This window comes from Lysinibacillus sp. NPDC097231, from assembly GCF_044761885.1.
Lineage (GTDB): Bacteria > Bacillota > Bacilli > Bacillales_A > Planococcaceae > Lysinibacillus.
In genome coordinates this window covers 40882-56295 of sequence record NZ_JBIWDH010000020.1, presented here as the reverse complement: position 1 = coordinate 56295, position 15414 = coordinate 40882, and the positions used below count along the sequence as shown (strand labels likewise).

Here is a 15414-nt window from a genome sequence, read left to right as displayed (position 1 = left end):
TACATCAAAATTATTAGGAGGATATTTATGATAAAAGGAATCTTAGGAAGAAAAATAGGCATGACTCAAGTGTTTAGTGATAGTGGAGATCCTATAGTTGTGACAGTTGTTGAAGTGGAAGAGAATGTTGTGTTACAGAAGAAAACGTTGGAAAGTGACGGATACGATGCAATTCAAATTGGATTTTCTGATAAGAAAAATCCAAACAAAGCTGAAATTGGAAGAAGTCAAAAGGCAAATACCAATCCTAAAAGATTTGTTAAAGAAATTCGTGGAGCATCATTAGAAGTTGGAAAACGTATTAGTGCAGATATATTTCAAGAAGGTGACATAATAGATGTTACTGCTATATCTAAAGGAAAAGGATTTCAAGGTGTCATTAAAAGACATGGACATAGTGGAGGTCCTGCATCTCACGGTTCAAGATTCCATCGAGCTCCTGGTTCCATAGGTGTTATCGCTAAAAATGATGGCATGAAAGTGGCCAAAGGAAAAAAAATGCCCGGACGTATGGGTGGAAAACAGACCACTATTCAAAATCTTACAATTATAAAGGTTGATAGTGAACGAAACTTGTTGTTAATTAAAGGAAATATTCCTGGAGCTAAAAAGTCGTTTGTAAAAATAGAAACTGCAATTAAAAAATTGAATGAAAATGGTGATGATTCGTGTTAAATAAAAAGAATAATACCGGCCAAAGTATTAGTAGAGATCATGTAGTTATTACGGATTTTTTGATGTTGACAGACAATGATAAAATTGAACTACCGCCCATCGTAGCGAGAGTTAACGACTTTGAAATAAGTTTAAACTATTTAAATATTGAGCTGATTAACGACATGAAGTTGGGTATCATACCTTCTGAAATGTCTTCATCAGACCTTCTTGAGAGTTATTATTGTGCCCTTGAATCAGTCATTGAACATGAGCTTATTTCACAAAAAATGAATGAGGATAGAAGTATTTCTAGATGGGAACCTGAGAAAGATCAAATTACTGTTTGTATGCAAGAATTATTTGACGAGTTTGGAATCGATGTATCGGAAGAATACTCTAAACAGGAGATTGAAGAATTAGTATTGCAAGAATTGCGTATACAACGATTTATCGATAATCAGTTGGGAGACAATAGCGTATCCAAGGAAGAGATTGAACATGAATACCAAAATTCACCTGAAAACGGGGAAATACAAAAGGAATACATTCGTATTATCCTTGAATATGAAAAGCGAGAAGAGCAATATAAATCCTTTGTTCTCGAATTGAAAAAAGCAGCGTCAATTGAAACTTATTTATAATTTCGCTTGTCTAAAAAAGAAATAAGAAATTTGATGAATCCTTCCAAGTTTTTTGGAAGGATTTTTTCTATTTCTTACGTCAAGTGAAGAAACACTTGAGATATGTATTCTATATCAACAAAATGACAATTCCTAATATGGAAAAACCGGCAGAAAAAAGGTTGCCGGTTAGGGATGATATTCATTTTATTTTGTACCGTTTTCATTTCCAAATCGACCAGAAGCTTGTTTTTTGTTAGCTTCTGCTTGTTGGATTTGTTGTCTAATTTGATTCACATCAGTTTCATTCCCGAATTCTTCATTCATCGAATTCATTGCACCAGAAGCTTGCTTTTTGTTAGCTTCTGCTTGTTGGATTTGTTGTCTAATTTGATTCACATCAGTTTCATTCCCGAATTCCTCGTTCATCGAATTCATTGCACCAGAAGCTTGTTTTTTGTTAGCTTCTGCTTGTTGGATTTGTTGTCTAATTTGATTCACATCAGTTTCATTCCCGAACTCTTCGTTCATCGAGTTCATTGCATTTGGGATTTTTTGATTAAAGTTTTGATTGTTGTTATTCATGGATTTCACCTCCTGAAATTAGTCTGTGCAGAAGATGCTTTATTATTCGTAGATTTATTATAATGAGGTAACGAAGCAATTAGTTGAATTATGATTTGCAGAATCGTATCTTAAATAAATGGCAAGTATATAGGTTAGTTTATTAAGCCTGATTGGAGAGATAACTATGGGAAATACTGATAAGTTTGAAATGATAGCTAATATTTATGACACTCCTGAAAGGATTCAAATTGCAAAGGTATCATCTGATGCTATCCGGGATTATTTAGTTGACGCTAAAAGTAAGAATGCTATTGATTTTGGGTGTGGAACTGGTCTTGTTGGAATGAACTTGTTAGATGAGTTTAATTCAATGCTTTTTCTGGATACATCACAAAACATGGTTAATCAGATAAAGCAAAAAGTAACTAATTTTAATATTCAAAATGTAGATACGTTATGCTTTGATATGGAAAAGGAAACTATAACGGATTTACATGCAGACTATATTTTTATGGCTCAGGTTCTACTCCATATTCAAGATGTTGAACTAGTTTTATCAAGATTAATTGATGTTCTTGAAGAAGGAGGACATTTACTGATTGTAGATTTTAATAAAAATGAAAATATAGTTTCAGACATTGTTCATAACGGATTTAATTTAGAAGAGCTAACCGACATTATGACAAAAATAGGGTATAGGGATATTCAATTCAAAACTTTTTATAAAGGAAATAAAATATTCATGGGGCAAGATGCGTCTATGTTTATTCTTGATTCGAAAAGGGGACATCAGTAAAGAATGGCCTTAAATATTTCAGTTTCAAACATGGAAAAACAGGCGGTCGTTCTAATGGCTTTACAAGTGTGGTAATAAGTGAAAAATGAAATCATTGCTAAAATCCATTTTAATAAAGTCAAAAGTTTATTTGTTCATGCAAATACACATTTAAGACTGAATCCAATATTGGTTTCAGTCTTTGTTTTTGTTAAACAGATATAAGCGTTTAATTCAGGTTTAAATGGTCTAATTTTCAATATTCGTTTCTTGTTGGGCAACATCTTTCAGTTTATTTGGTTTTAGTGGTTAAACTTTACAAAATAATAAATTTCTTATATAATCAACAATCATATTAACAATGTTTATATGATTGTTGATTATATAACTGTGTGAGGTGCTTATTTTGAAAGGAAGAGATGTTGTTTTAGGGTTACTCATGGAAAAAGAATTATCTGGTTATGATATAAAAATAGTTTTTGAAGAAGTATTTACGTATTTTTTTGATGGCAGTTTTGGAATGATTTATCCGACTTTAAGACAGTTAGAAAAAGAGGGGAAAATAAAAAAAGAGGTTGTAATGCAAGAAGGTAAGCCAAATAAAAAAATGTATTTCATAACAGATGAAGGAAGGGAAGAGTTTTATCAATATATGAAGACAGATGTAGAGAAGGATGTTCTACGTTCTGACTTTTTAATGCGGATGTACTTTGGGAATTATACTGATACCCAAACAATGAAAAAGTGGATTGAAGAAGAAATTGAGAGAAAAGAGGCGTATGTTACAGATCTTCTTTTAAAATATGAAAAGTGGAAAGAAGGCATTACATTTGCGGAAGAGATTTCATTAGATGTTGGGATTGCATCTTATACTGCACAAGTTGAAACATTAAAAAATAAATTAGCGCAATTAACAATACAAGAAAAAAGAGATGAAAAGTAAAGTTTCATGAGGGTGGGGAAAGTTATGGAGCAACCAAAAGGATTCAAAATCGTTTTCTTAATGTGTTTAGGGATATTTTTGTGTATGATTGATACGACAATTATGAATATTGCCTTACCAGCAATACAGACTGATGTGAACACATCTTTGGAGAAAATGTCTTGGATCTTGAATGTATATACGATGTCTATTGCGGTATTAGCGATACCTCTAGGAAGGGTCGCTGATATCTTTGGAAAGGCAAAATTATATATTTTAGGTTTAATAATTTTTGGAGTTGGTTCAGCGTTATGTGCTCTTGCAAATACGGGGGATTTTCTAATTTTTTCTCGTTTTATTCAAAGTATTGGAGCTGCTGTTTTGTTTCCAACAAGTATGGTAATTGGAGTATCGGCAGTTCCATTGGCAAAAAGGCATATTGCGCTTGGGATTTTAGGAGTGACACAAGGGTTATCGGCAGCCATAGGTCCTGTACTAGGAGGTATTATTACACAAAATTTTGGATGGAGATGGGTATTCTTTGTAAATCTCCCTATTTGTGTCATTGGTGTTGTTTTATGTTTCATTATGTTAAAGATAAAGAATGAAGAACGAGTAGTTGCTAAAATTGATTGGACTGGATTAGTACTTTCTAGTTTTGCTATTTTCTTTTTCACACTTGTTTTAGTTAGAGGGAATACATGGGGGTGGCTGAGTAACTTTGCATGGATTTGCTATATCATCAGTGCTATTTCTTTTATTCTATTTATCTTAGTTGAAAGAAAAGTTACATCACCGATGATAAATTTACTGCTATTTAAAGATCGTACTTTTGTTGGGGCTTCTATTGTGGTAATACTTAGTAATTTGTTTTTAATTGGTGTAACTGTTTTACTTCCTACGTTTCTCACAAAAATACAACACCGAACAGAAATTGAAGCAGCTTTTCTAGTGACACCTATTTCTGCCATGATATTTCTAGTTTCTCCATTTGGTTCACTAATTATGAAGAAGCTTGGTAAGGTTCGGGTTATATTAGTGGGATTTATAGTTATGAGTTTTGCTTATTATTGTTTACAAATGATAGGAGTAGATTCAACAAGTAAAGAAATAATTATTCCGTGTATGATTTTAGGTGTTGGATATGGTTTAGTTGTTGGGCCAATTACTATATTAACAGCCTCTACATTTGAGGGTGAATTATTAACTGCTTCCCAAAGTGTTGTGTCCATGCTTAGACAAATAGGAATTGTATTGGCTGTGGCTATTTTTGTATCAGGCTTGACTCATAATTTATCAATAAATAAAGAAAATGTTTATCGCTATGCGGAAGAAAAAGTGCATGAACTTCATATCGATAAAGTGGAGCAAGAGCAAATATTAACAGTAACAAGGGATAGAATACAAAACAAGGACTTAGAGTCGAATATAGAAAAGAAACTTGGAACTGAAAATATGGGCATAAGTCAACAACAAAAGGAAAGCATGATTAAAGAGAAAGTAAATAATGCTTTAAATGAAGTCCCGGTAGAATACAGAGAAATAAAACGGTTAGAAATTACAAATCAAGTAACGAAAGTGGTTGAAGAAAAAATAGAGGGCATAAGGAGAGAAATTGATTCATTCTCGGATGATATTAGTCATTACGCTGAAAAAGAAATGGCAAAAAGTTTTACAGATTTATATAAAGTGAGTGTACCAATTATTTTTCTCTGTAGTTTAGTGGCTTTTATGTTTCGTAATAGAAAATTTGAAGTTGAAAGATAAAAGGACAAAATGTATTGTAAATTGTTGCCTTAAGATTTAGCATCTTAAGTATGAATAAACGGTTTCTGTACCGCTTAAAGAAAATGATTAGCTTTGTAAGAAAGATTGAACGTTTGTATTTTATTCTTAAAATTCAGAAAGTTATAAAAATTATGTGAGGACTTTGTTATCATTGCTCTTTCTTTACTAAGGTTGGTATGGAAGTTTGGTTAATTAGCGGTACCGCTCAAATAGTTGATTCGATAGAGACTTCCACCCGTACAAAACGCAAATTGATGTTTTAATTGACGTAACAGGAGATTCTGACGGTGCTCTCTCAGGTGATGGTAGTAGCTAAGTTAGTTTTACGACGCAGTCATTAGCAGGGGGCGTTTATTCTTAATTCTTATTTCGTTTGTGATTTGGCTAGAAAAAATGAACACTCTGATAAGTTCGCTAATTCGAATAGTTTAATAGAGGAAGCCCAATTAGACTTTGGGTTTCCTCTATTAAAATTTTGATCGCCGTATCCTCAATAACGACCACAAAGTGCCAGTTACGACAGAAATTTTGTTCAATATGTCTCTTTGGGATCGAAATGACCAATGCCTTTTAATTCATAGTTAAAAAATTCAAGAATTAATTCATTTTCAGTTTCAATACAGTAAGATTGATCAATGTCGGCTTTTCCTCCTTGTAGAATATTTGCCAGTATAGGAGAGAAAAGGGGTAAATCGGTCAAGCTTAAATGTTTTGCCCCTTGAAGATGAACAGTATATGCTTCTTTGAAGTGTTCATTTTTGGGGTTGTTTGCTATTAAAATGGAGTTGCTCTCGAGCTGTCCCCATACATCGTCAGAATAAATGTTAAGAAGTGGGGTCGTAAAGTCTTTGCTGCTAGCTACAAAATCATCCATTTCTTTCTTATAAACAAGCTCACTAAAGAACGGGGAATCAATATTTACAACTGCACTTATATCATTACGCTCTCTGTCTAACCAAACACTCGATGCACCACCCATTGAGTGTCCAAACACACCAATTTTCTCTGTATTGATATGTTGATAAATAGGGTCATTATCACTTTTGGCTTTTGTAAGTATTGTATCAATAACAAAATTCATATCGTCTGTTCGCAGTTTCATCCATTTTTGAATGATATTGTACTTTTCTTCATTCGAGTAAACGCCTTTATTCGTATATTTTTCGAATTCCTGGCGAAAATCTGAACTGACCATAGCTACGGTTCCATCCTCTGAACGAGTATAGAAGGAGTGATAGGGATGATCAATTGAAACGACTACATAACCGTGGCTTGCCAGCTCAGTATACGTTGATCTGTTGCTTATCTTGATACCCATTGCCCCATGTGAGAATACCAATAGAGGGTATGTTCCATCTCCCTTTTTGGGATACCAAAATTCCACATTAACAAATCTATTGTCTCCCTTATCAGTAAATTCCTCAATACGATTCTTATCAATATATGTGTCAGTAGCTGTTGCGACTTCATATTCTCCTGTCACTTTTGGTGATGGATGCTGCGGAAAAACAATTGTAGGTGCAAAAGCAAATACCAATGCCAATATCGTAATAATGGTTTTCCACACAATAGATGAAGTTTTGTATTTATGGTTATTAGTTTTGTTATGAATAAGAGAAATGGTTCCCTTTACTGCCAAAATAAAAAGTACTATAGCAAGCATGACCCAGCGAAAACTCCAGACAATCACCGATGAAACAGTAAGTATTACAAATACAATAAATACAGTAACCCTAACCCAACTCTTTATTTTTTTATGATTTTGCTTAGTCGCTATGCAGTAGATGGCAAAAGCAATCTCAAAAATCAAAGCTATTAATAATAGTAATATTCCCATAATCGTTCCTCCACTTCATAATTTTTTATGAAATCATCATAATAAACAGATGGGAGGATGTATATGGAAAAACGGTAAGTTGTATTCACAAGCCAATAAGATGCAAAAAAACGGTAAGCATTAATACTTACCGTAAGATAATTTGCTGCAGTCAACTACTGCTTGTTGATTTACTTGACTACTCACCAAAGTCTTTTTTTAATGCCTTTAGTTTTTCATTGATTTTTTTTGCATCTTGTTTATCATTTCGCCATGACAGAAGACGAACAATGATATAGATTACGGCAATTTGAAGTGCAAGACTGATTATACCTAATGCACCATCTACAAGATTAATAGCGCTGCCAAGGACAATCAATAAAATCTCCAAAGTGAAGAAATGAATTATAATCCTTATACGCATTTTCTTCTCACTTAGATCATTAGGAGAATATAAAATAAATCCCGTTAATGCACTTAAAAATGAAATTGCCATAATGATATAAATCGATTTCAAATCAAAGGCCATATCAGGATAAAATATTTGTCGCAATATAGTAACAATCATGATTATAGATGCGAAGATGATAAAGAAATTTTTAATTATCTTTTGTACTACAAATTCAAAAAAATTCATATGTATCCCTCTTTACAAACCAAGCATATTTTTAAGGACAGGCACATACTGCCTTGATATAACAGTACGTTCTCCATTATCTAGCACCGCTTCGAATCGACCACTTATGGTCGGATAAACAGATGAAATTTTCGTGATGTTCAATATAGTTGATTTCGATGCGCGAAAACAGTTTTTTCCTTTGCATAATTCCTCTAACTCGTATAGTTTTTGTTTTACCTCAAAAACGTTGTCTTTACAGTAAATAAAAACTTTGCCCTCGACTGCCTCAAAATAATAGATATCACTAAGCTTAATGCGGTGAATACTATCATTTTGATGTCCGAGTAAAACGGGATTTTCAGTTTTTAGCTTTTTGATGATGTCATAAATTTCGTCATCAACCTCATGACACCTAATAACAATCTCTTCTTCTAATTCTTGGCTTATTTCTTCTAGTGAAATTTTCATATTATCACCCACGAAAATTCAAATTAATTCAGTTTACTCGATTCTGTATAAACTTACAAATGAAGCACCGCTAAAAAGGCTTGTTTATCCTAATGATAACACCTCCATATACAATCTTTTTTTACATTTTATCAGATTAGCGTTTGGATTTTATGATAGTATCCAGAATCTGCTAAGTCAAGTGAAGGAGAAAGGGCATGTTAATAATTGTTGTATTTGTATGTAAGTATATGGTAATATCGGGATAACTCTATTTGGATAGAAAGGATACAGGAGAACACGTATGCCAACATTTACTTTGTAATGATCAATAAATTGGATAGCATTGCCCTCAAAAAAACAATGTTTTTTTCAAGGGGGTAGTATGCCCATTTTTCTCATTACAAAGGAACGTAGCAACCCTGTAGTCTCAATGCGTCAGGAGGTCCTTGTGTAGGATCTCCTTTTTTATTGATACAATAAATTTTACATTGTACTACGAGATATCCAAATAGGCGCTTGCGTACCTTTATCTTAAGAGGTGAAGGATTAATGTTAAATATTACATTCCACTGGAAGCTTTCTCAATTATCAGAACAAACTGTCAAGAAGCACTGCAAAATGTGTGGGAAAGTATCTGTTTTTACAGATACAAATGTACGAAGGCATAACGCAAATGGAAAAAATATTTACCAATATGCAATTTATAAATGTGAAAAAAATCATACGTGGAACAAGAAGTTAGCTATATATAAAACGTTCTCAGAGCACATCGCTGAAATGGAGGACCATAAAGAGGAATTTTCAATTTTGTCAACGATTGCGATATCTAGCTTAGCAGAACAAGGAATAAAGGTGATACACATTGTACTAGATGATGTGACAGGTAAACATCGAATTGATAAAGTGCTTGCAAACCAAATTGAAGATTGGAGCCGGTCACAGATCATCAAAAACATTGACAAAGGAACGATTCAATTAAATGATCAAGTCATTAAATCTAGTTCAAGATTGTCAAAGGGTGAACGCATTTCTATTTTCATTGACTGAAAGATTTTAAGTACTCTACGTATTAAAAATAATTGCATTATGAGCCATTTCTAAGTACAGAGTAATCTGTCTATAGAAATGGCTTTTTGTATGTGAAAATTTGTTTTAAAAATTCAGTCTCGTATCATTATTAAAACCTACAATGAAATCAAAGGAAAGGAGTGTTGTAGATGAAGATGAAAAAAATTAGTCTTGTTGTAGCTCTAATATTGGCAGGTTTTGCAACAAATGACGTAGTCGTGCATGCAGATGATCACAAAAAAGAAGATAAGAAATATGAAAAGTATAAAGAGTATAAAGAATATAAAGAGTATGACGACGATGATGACGATGACGATTACGAAGAGGAATATTATTATAAGGATGAAAAAGAAGGTGAAACTTACTACTACCAAGATGCTGTAACTGAAAAAGGTACTTGGAATATTTGGACACAAACAGTTGCAGCAGATAAAGAAGTACTACCCTTCACAAACTCTCAAAAGGTCACGGTAAAGGTAGAAGGTACAAATAAGGAGCAGAGCCTTTTTGTTATTCCAAAAGACGGAGAATTTTTTGTACCAGGAAAAATGGTAGCAGAGGTTTTAGGAGCAAAAGCAACCTTTTACAAAGCAAGTAAAATTTTAGATATCCAAGATCAAGCAAATGAATTAATTTTCCGTGCTGGAACTAATGTTGTCTATGATAACAAGGTGAAAACACCATCTCCTGCACAAGCATTTTATGTAAATGAAGAATTGTATGTACCTATTAGTACAATAACGAATGGCTTAGGCTATATAGCGGAATGGCAGGAAAATAATCAAACGTTTATATGCCAGCCAATTATGAAATAGGGGGGAAGCACTATGAAAGATCCGAAAAAATCAAAATGGGTATTAGGTGCGTCAGGGATTCTGTTATCTGCAGTATTACTAACTCAGATGAACAGTCCAACACAAGCCGAAACTACAGGTACAAATAATATTCAGGATGTAGATCAAAAAAATATGACAAAAAGAGAAAAAGAGCTAGTGCAGCTTGATTGGACAAACTTTGAAGTTACAAGTCAACCCGCTGTCAAAAGCGAGCGCAAAACAAAAAGAACTTAATGGAGTTGGTCGTGTGGATACACTAACTTTACACATAATGAATACAGAATTTTATTTAGCCATGCCAAAAGATGTGCACTTCAAGTGGAAAGAAAAAGCAGAGAAATGGCTTCAATATGTAGCACAAGAATGGTCAAGGTTTCAACCAAATAATGAATTGTCACAACTAAATGATTTAAAAGTTGGAGAAACGTTACGTATTAGTTCGTCTCTATTTGATTGTTTAGTGCAAGCAAATAAATATTATCAACTTTCAAATGGTTTATTTTCACCGTATCTTAAACGCCAATTAGAACAGCATGGCTACAATCAATCTTTCCCGTTTGACTTTGCTAAAAGCAAGGCATTTCAAAATCAGTCTCTGATTGTAGATCAACCATTCCAATTTTTAGACGGTGGGCAAGTGATGAAGGTAGCCCAGCAGGAAATTGATTTAGGCGGATTTGCTAAAGGGTATGCCATTGAAAAATTGGCGAATTGGCTTGAGCAAGAGGTATCCTCTGACTACGGACTAATAGACGGTGGAGGGGATATGAAAATGTGGTCTTCTGGAGAAAAAACTTGGACAATCGGAGTTGCAGATGCCTGGAATATCGATAAGGAAATTAGCTCCATTAAAATGAAAACAGGGGCCATTGCTACATCTAATCGAGTTTATCGAAGCTGGACACAAGGACCAATGAAGAAACATCATTTATTGAACGGTCAAACAGGTGAAATCGCAGATACAGAAGTATTACAAGCTTCAGTGGTTACATCCTCTTTATGTGATGCAGAGGTTGGTGCAAAACTCTGCTTTCTTATGAATGAGGATGAATTGCAGCAATGGTTCGAAAATAATTGTCAACAAAGTGCACGTTTTATTGTTAAAGAAGGGCAAGCAGCTTCTTGGAGAATGACAGGGGTGAAATAAATGCTTATAAGTACATGGGAATGGATTCGCTTATTAGGGTTTTTAGCGTATTTTTACTTTACAATTTCCATTATATTTGGTTTATTGAGGAAATCATCGTTTGTAAAATCACATAAAAATTTAATTTATCATATACACCAAAATGCAGGATGGTTAGGGTTAATCACTGTGATAGCCCATATGCTTGTGCTGATAATTGATAGTTATGAGCCTTATCGTTTAACAGAGATTTTAATTCCGTTCTCAGCTAACTATCAGCCGTTATCATCAGCACTTGGAACAATAGCATTTTATTTGTTTATAATGGTAATCATAACATCTGATTTATGGATTCGAACAATGAATCGCTCCTTATGGAAAAAAATTCACTTTCTTGTGTTACCAGCATGGGTCTTATCACTTGCCCATGGGGTGCTTATTGGAACAGATTCGGAAAATCCTTTAATAATCATGTTTTATGTAATCTCTGCTGGTCTTACTTTGTTGGTTTTGGTAGCAAGAACAGTAAGTCAGCTGAAGAAAAAAACAGATGGTTCAACATCACATAATAATAAAGAATCGGCTGGGACATAACTAGCTGATATTCAAGAAAAAAGAGAAATCGATGCTTTTCGATTTCTCTTTTTCTTGTTTGACCAAGTCTTTCTATTTTCTCTACCCTATTTTTCTGTTAATGACAGTGTATTTCCAAAAATTTATTTCCAATTTTCACCATTGTTCGTGGGTGATAGGCGGGGCAACCTGTGCTTCGAAGAAATAAATCGAACGCTTCATTTGGAATGCTTTCCACTAAGTCATGGATGGCGTAGGCAATATTTTCTTGAAGTTTTATTTCTAAATCTAGCGGTAAAACAACTTGATTCATGTTATAATTTCTAAACATAAGGACACTTCTTTCTGATTGGTTATGGTTTGGTCACTTTAATTTTATCAGAAGGTGTCCTTTCTTTTTATCAAAATTTATATGTTCAAATACAAAGCCTGGGGAATTTTACGAACAGTAAAATTCCCCAGGCTTCTTGTTATTTATTGAGGTTTTGTCCCAGCCTCTATCACTAAAACTCAATGAAAGATATTAGGTGAAGATTACCTCCACAAAACCCATATTAAGACTAAAATCAGTGGGGATGAAAATCCCCACTGATTAAGCATTTTATGATGATCAATTTTTAAGAGGGAATTCAATATGGAATGTAGTGCCTTTACCAACTTTACTTGTTGCGTAAATTTTTCCATTATGCTGTTCAACTATTGCTTTTGCTATGGCAAGGCCTAAACCAGTGCCATTTCGTTGACGCGAAGCATCACTTCGATAAAATCGTTCAAACACTAAAGGCAATTCCTGCTCAGTCATACCAATCCCACTATCGGCAACAGTAATTTTTACAGCTTCTTGATTCTTTGAAAGTGTAAGTGTTATTTTCCCGCTATTTGTATATCTAATCGCGTTCTCTAATAATATATAAAGCAGCTCTTGTATTTTCGATTCATCACCATGAAGCTCAATGTTTTCTTGAATTTCAGTAGAAAACTTTATTTCAGAAGGCATAATCCTTTGAAATTTTAAACTTACTTTTTCGAGTAAAGTAGATAATGATATTAATTCTTTATGAAGGGCAACCTGTTGCTGGTCGTGTCTTGCTAAGAATAACAGTTTATCTATTAGCTCCTTCATTATTTCAGCCTCATCCTTTAATTCGGCAATTAATTCTTTTCCAAGTGGGCTTAACTGTTTAGCTTCCTCTAATTCTAAAATTTCTAGTGAACTATAAAAAATACTTAGTGGTGTTCGTAATTCATGAGAGGCATCGGATACAAATTTCTTTTGCTTATTAAATGACCATTGAATGGGTATCATCGCTTTACCTGCTATATAATAGCTCAGTAGTCCAATTAAGACTGTGGAAATACAAGTTAAGAATATTAGTAAATACCTTACATTTTGGAAAAAGTGCTGCTGTGATGTCACAGATTTACCAACAATTATATATCCCTCTACCGCATCGTTGTTGAAAATTGGCTTTTTTACAAGCAAAAAATGTTCTTTTTGCCATTCATAATGTTTTTTAAGTTCTTCACTTGGTTCACTATTGTCAAATACTTTTTCAATCTGTTCTTTCAGTCCTTTATAGGATTCATCACCATGGACAAACTTGTGATCCTTTGTATAAATGTAGTAAAAAAAATTGCGGTTTGGGTCATAGCTTAAAATTTGTCTGTTTGCATGAGCATGTTCAAAAAAATCGTGCTCTTGCTTACTGTAGAAATCTTCTAATTCTAATATTTGTTGACTTTCCATTAATTTAACGAGTGAAAAATATATAACAATAACGAATAGCGAAAACAATAAAAAATAAAGCGTTGCATATAAATAAGATAATTTTTTCCTCGTTGTATGAAACATTAGTTATCCCTCAGTTTATAGCCAATACCTCTGACATTCTGAATACGTGATTTGGATTGGCCATCATCAATTTTTTTTCGAACAAGCTTTACTAAAGCATCTAAAGAATTATTCGAAACATCGTAATCGTAGCCCCATATATAAATACAAATTTGTTCTCTTGTTAGCACACGACCTTTATTAATAAATAAATATTCTAAAAGCAAAAATTCATTTTTAGTTAGCTCAATATCTTTATTATTGTACAAAAATACACGGGAATCTACATGCAGTTGTAAATTATCTATTTGGATGACCTGTTCAATGACTTTGTCTTTTCTTCGGAGTAATGCGCGAACCCTTGCTAATAGTTCTTCCATTTTAAATGGTTTTACTATGTAATCATCTGCGCCACTATCCAGTCCTTTAATAATGTCTTCTGTGTCATCCTTTGCGGTCAGCATTAAAATACTACCATTAAATCCAGTGTTTCGTAACTGTTGACAGACTTCAATTCCACTAAGTTTTGGCATCATCCAATCTAAAATCACAAGATCATATTTTTCTGCTAAAGTATGGTCTAGCGCATCCTGCCCATTCTCTGCCTCAGTGACATTGTGAAATTCTTTCTTTAAAATATGAACGATATTTCTTCTTAGTCGTGCATCATCTTCTGCAAGTAATATTCTCAAGGTAGCTTCCTCCTATTTACCATATTCAACTAACTATACGCGTAAAAAGTGATAAGAAACTGAAAAATCCCTTTCTCATCAATAACTTTATGTATTCCATACTTCGATAACAGTTGTAGTTTTTCCTATTTATAATGAACTTAGAAGTAGAAATGGGGGATAACAATGAATATTTATAAATTTATAGCTTTATTAGTTTTAACGACTTTTCTCATGGGATCATCATTTGCCATTGTCAAATTAGGGTTGCCGTATTCATCACCATTGTTGCTAGCTGCATTACGCTTTATACTAGCGGGGGCCTTGATGGCTGTCATCGTAGTTGCCTTAAAAAGGCCACACCCGACCTCATCAAAAAGCTGGATGAAAATTTTAATAATTGGAGCCTTTCAAACCGCTGGCGTTATGGGCTGTATTTTTTTAAGCCTACGTACTATTACCGCAAGTGAATCATCTATATTAACATTTACAAATCCATTGCTCGTCGTCGTATTCGCTACTTTATTTACAAAAGCACGTTATCGATTATATCAATGGTGTGGCGTTTTGCTGGGCTTAATGGGTGTTATAATTACGATGGGAGCACAATTTGAATTTAAAATAGGTATTATTTTTGGCGTTTTTTCGGCTATTTTTTGGGCAATGGCGACACTGTTAGCTAAAAAGTGGGGTGTATTATTTGATATCTGGATCTTATCTGCTTATCAAATGCTATTTGGTGGCTTATTACTTTTACTAGCTAGTGTCGTGTTAGAACAACCATTTTTTATTATTAATGGTCATTCAATCATTATTTTATTATGGTTAAGCGTTTTATCATCCATTGTACAATTTGCGGGGTGGTACTATCTTTTACAAAATAGCGATCCAGGAAAGACGAGTTCCTTTTTATTTTTAGCGCCTTTCTTTGGTGTATTAACAGGTTGGCTACTTTTAGATGACCCGTTAAAACCATCATTAGTTGTAGGTGGGATGTTTATTCTTGTTGGTATCTTTTTAGTGAATCGTAACTTTTCTACTTCGGCTATGAAAAATATCCGTGGAAAGATTGTAATTGATAATCGATAAATCTAG

At 33.6% G+C, this 15414-nt stretch carries 17 protein-coding genes and 1 pseudogene; 11 read left to right on the top strand and 7 right to left on the bottom strand.

Features of this window, described 5'->3' with window-relative positions:
• The first annotated feature begins 27 nt into the window (after window positions 1-27).
• Window positions 28-675 carry a 50S ribosomal protein L3 gene (gene rplC / locus ACIQXF_RS13365; protein WP_402783607.1) on the top strand — a complete coding sequence of 216 codons (648 nt, stop codon included), beginning with the start codon at window positions 28-30 and terminating at the stop codon, window positions 673-675.
• The gene (locus ACIQXF_RS13360) at window positions 669-1298 is read left to right on the top strand and encodes a hypothetical protein (RefSeq protein WP_402783606.1); all 630 of its coding nucleotides are present in this window, start codon (window positions 669-671) and stop codon (window positions 1296-1298) included. Before rplC ends, ACIQXF_RS13360 begins: the two co-directional genes overlap by 7 nt.
• A 186-nt stretch (window positions 1299-1484) precedes the next feature.
• Here ACIQXF_RS13360 and ACIQXF_RS13355 read toward each other — a convergent pair whose 3' ends face one another.
• Window positions 1485-1871: a gamma-type small acid-soluble spore protein gene (locus tag ACIQXF_RS13355; protein WP_402783605.1), complete on the bottom strand. Its 387-nt coding sequence runs from the start codon at window positions 1869-1871 to the stop codon at window positions 1485-1487.
• Between the two features lie 157 nt (window positions 1872-2028).
• Between ACIQXF_RS13355 and ACIQXF_RS13350 the strand changes: the two genes are divergently transcribed.
• From ACIQXF_RS13350 to ACIQXF_RS13340, 3 genes are all read left to right on the top strand, one after another.
• Window positions 2029-2640, top strand: a complete 612-nt coding sequence (locus tag ACIQXF_RS13350; RefSeq protein WP_402783604.1) for a class I SAM-dependent methyltransferase — start codon at window positions 2029-2031, stop codon at window positions 2638-2640.
• Between the two features lie 385 nt (window positions 2641-3025).
• Window positions 3026-3562, top strand: a complete 537-nt coding sequence (locus ACIQXF_RS13345) for a PadR family transcriptional regulator (RefSeq protein WP_402783603.1) — start codon at window positions 3026-3028, stop codon at window positions 3560-3562.
• 24 nt (window positions 3563-3586) lie between these two features.
• A complete protein-coding gene (locus ACIQXF_RS13340) occupies window positions 3587-5308 on the top strand; it encodes an MFS transporter (protein ID WP_402783602.1) in 1722 nt (573 codons plus the stop codon).
• A 553-nt stretch (window positions 5309-5861) separates the two neighbouring features.
• Here the strand turns inward: ACIQXF_RS13340 and ACIQXF_RS13335 are convergent.
• From ACIQXF_RS13335 to ACIQXF_RS13325, 3 genes are all read right to left on the bottom strand, one after another.
• Window positions 5862-7166 carry an alpha/beta hydrolase family protein gene (locus ACIQXF_RS13335; protein WP_402783601.1) on the bottom strand — a complete coding sequence of 435 codons (1305 nt, stop codon included), beginning with the start codon at window positions 7164-7166 and terminating at the stop codon, window positions 5862-5864.
• Between the two features lie 178 nt (window positions 7167-7344).
• A complete protein-coding gene (locus tag ACIQXF_RS13330; protein ID WP_402783600.1) occupies window positions 7345-7782 on the bottom strand; it encodes a DUF3021 family protein in 438 nt (145 codons plus the stop codon).
• A gap of 12 nt (window positions 7783-7794) precedes the next feature.
• Complete coding sequence (locus ACIQXF_RS13325; RefSeq protein ID WP_402783599.1) at window positions 7795-8232, bottom strand: LytTR family DNA-binding domain-containing protein; 438 nt, start codon at window positions 8230-8232, stop codon at window positions 7795-7797.
• Between the two features lie 531 nt (window positions 8233-8763).
• Between ACIQXF_RS13325 and ACIQXF_RS13320 the strand changes: the two genes are divergently transcribed.
• The 5 genes from ACIQXF_RS13320 to ACIQXF_RS13300 all read left to right on the top strand — a co-directional run bounded on the left by ACIQXF_RS13320 (window position 8764) and on the right by ACIQXF_RS13300 (window position 11838).
• On the top strand, window positions 8764-9261 hold the full coding sequence (locus ACIQXF_RS13320) for a S4 domain-containing protein (protein WP_402783598.1): 498 nt from the start codon (window positions 8764-8766) through the stop codon (window positions 9259-9261).
• A gap of 170 nt (window positions 9262-9431) precedes the next feature.
• Window positions 9432-10097, top strand: coding sequence for a copper amine oxidase N-terminal domain-containing protein (locus ACIQXF_RS13315; RefSeq protein ID WP_402783597.1), 666 nt, complete (start codon window positions 9432-9434; stop codon window positions 10095-10097).
• A gap of 12 nt (window positions 10098-10109) precedes the next feature.
• Window positions 10110-10352: a hypothetical protein gene (locus tag ACIQXF_RS13310; protein WP_402783596.1), complete on the top strand. Its 243-nt coding sequence runs from the start codon at window positions 10110-10112 to the stop codon at window positions 10350-10352.
• A 37-nt stretch (window positions 10353-10389) separates the two neighbouring features.
• Entirely contained in the window at window positions 10390-11265 is an 876-nt protein-coding gene (locus tag ACIQXF_RS13305; RefSeq protein ID WP_402783595.1) for an FAD:protein FMN transferase, read from the top strand.
• The gene (locus tag ACIQXF_RS13300) at window positions 11266-11838 is read left to right on the top strand and encodes a ferric reductase-like transmembrane domain-containing protein (protein ID WP_402783594.1); all 573 of its coding nucleotides are present in this window, start codon (window positions 11266-11268) and stop codon (window positions 11836-11838) included.
• A 130-nt stretch (window positions 11839-11968) separates the two neighbouring features.
• Here ACIQXF_RS13300 and ACIQXF_RS13295 read toward each other — a convergent pair.
• From ACIQXF_RS13295 to ACIQXF_RS13285, 3 genes and pseudogenes are all read right to left on the bottom strand, one after another.
• Window positions 11969-12148 (bottom strand): annotated as a pseudogene (locus ACIQXF_RS13295) (transposase); the annotation flags it as partial.
• A gap of 279 nt (window positions 12149-12427) precedes the next feature.
• The gene (locus ACIQXF_RS13290) at window positions 12428-13564 is read right to left on the bottom strand and encodes a sensor histidine kinase (RefSeq protein ID WP_402783593.1); all 1137 of its coding nucleotides are present in this window, start codon (window positions 13562-13564) and stop codon (window positions 12428-12430) included.
• Window positions 13565-13668: 104 nt separating this feature from the next.
• Window positions 13669-14340, bottom strand: coding sequence for a response regulator transcription factor (locus ACIQXF_RS13285; RefSeq protein WP_402783592.1), 672 nt, complete (start codon window positions 14338-14340; stop codon window positions 13669-13671).
• A 165-nt stretch (window positions 14341-14505) separates the two neighbouring features.
• On the opposite strand from ACIQXF_RS13285, the gene ACIQXF_RS13280 reads away from it, so the two are divergent.
• Entirely contained in the window at window positions 14506-15408 is a 903-nt protein-coding gene (locus ACIQXF_RS13280) for a DMT family transporter (protein ID WP_402783591.1), read from the top strand.
• The last annotated feature ends 6 nt before the right edge of the window (window positions 15409-15414 follow it).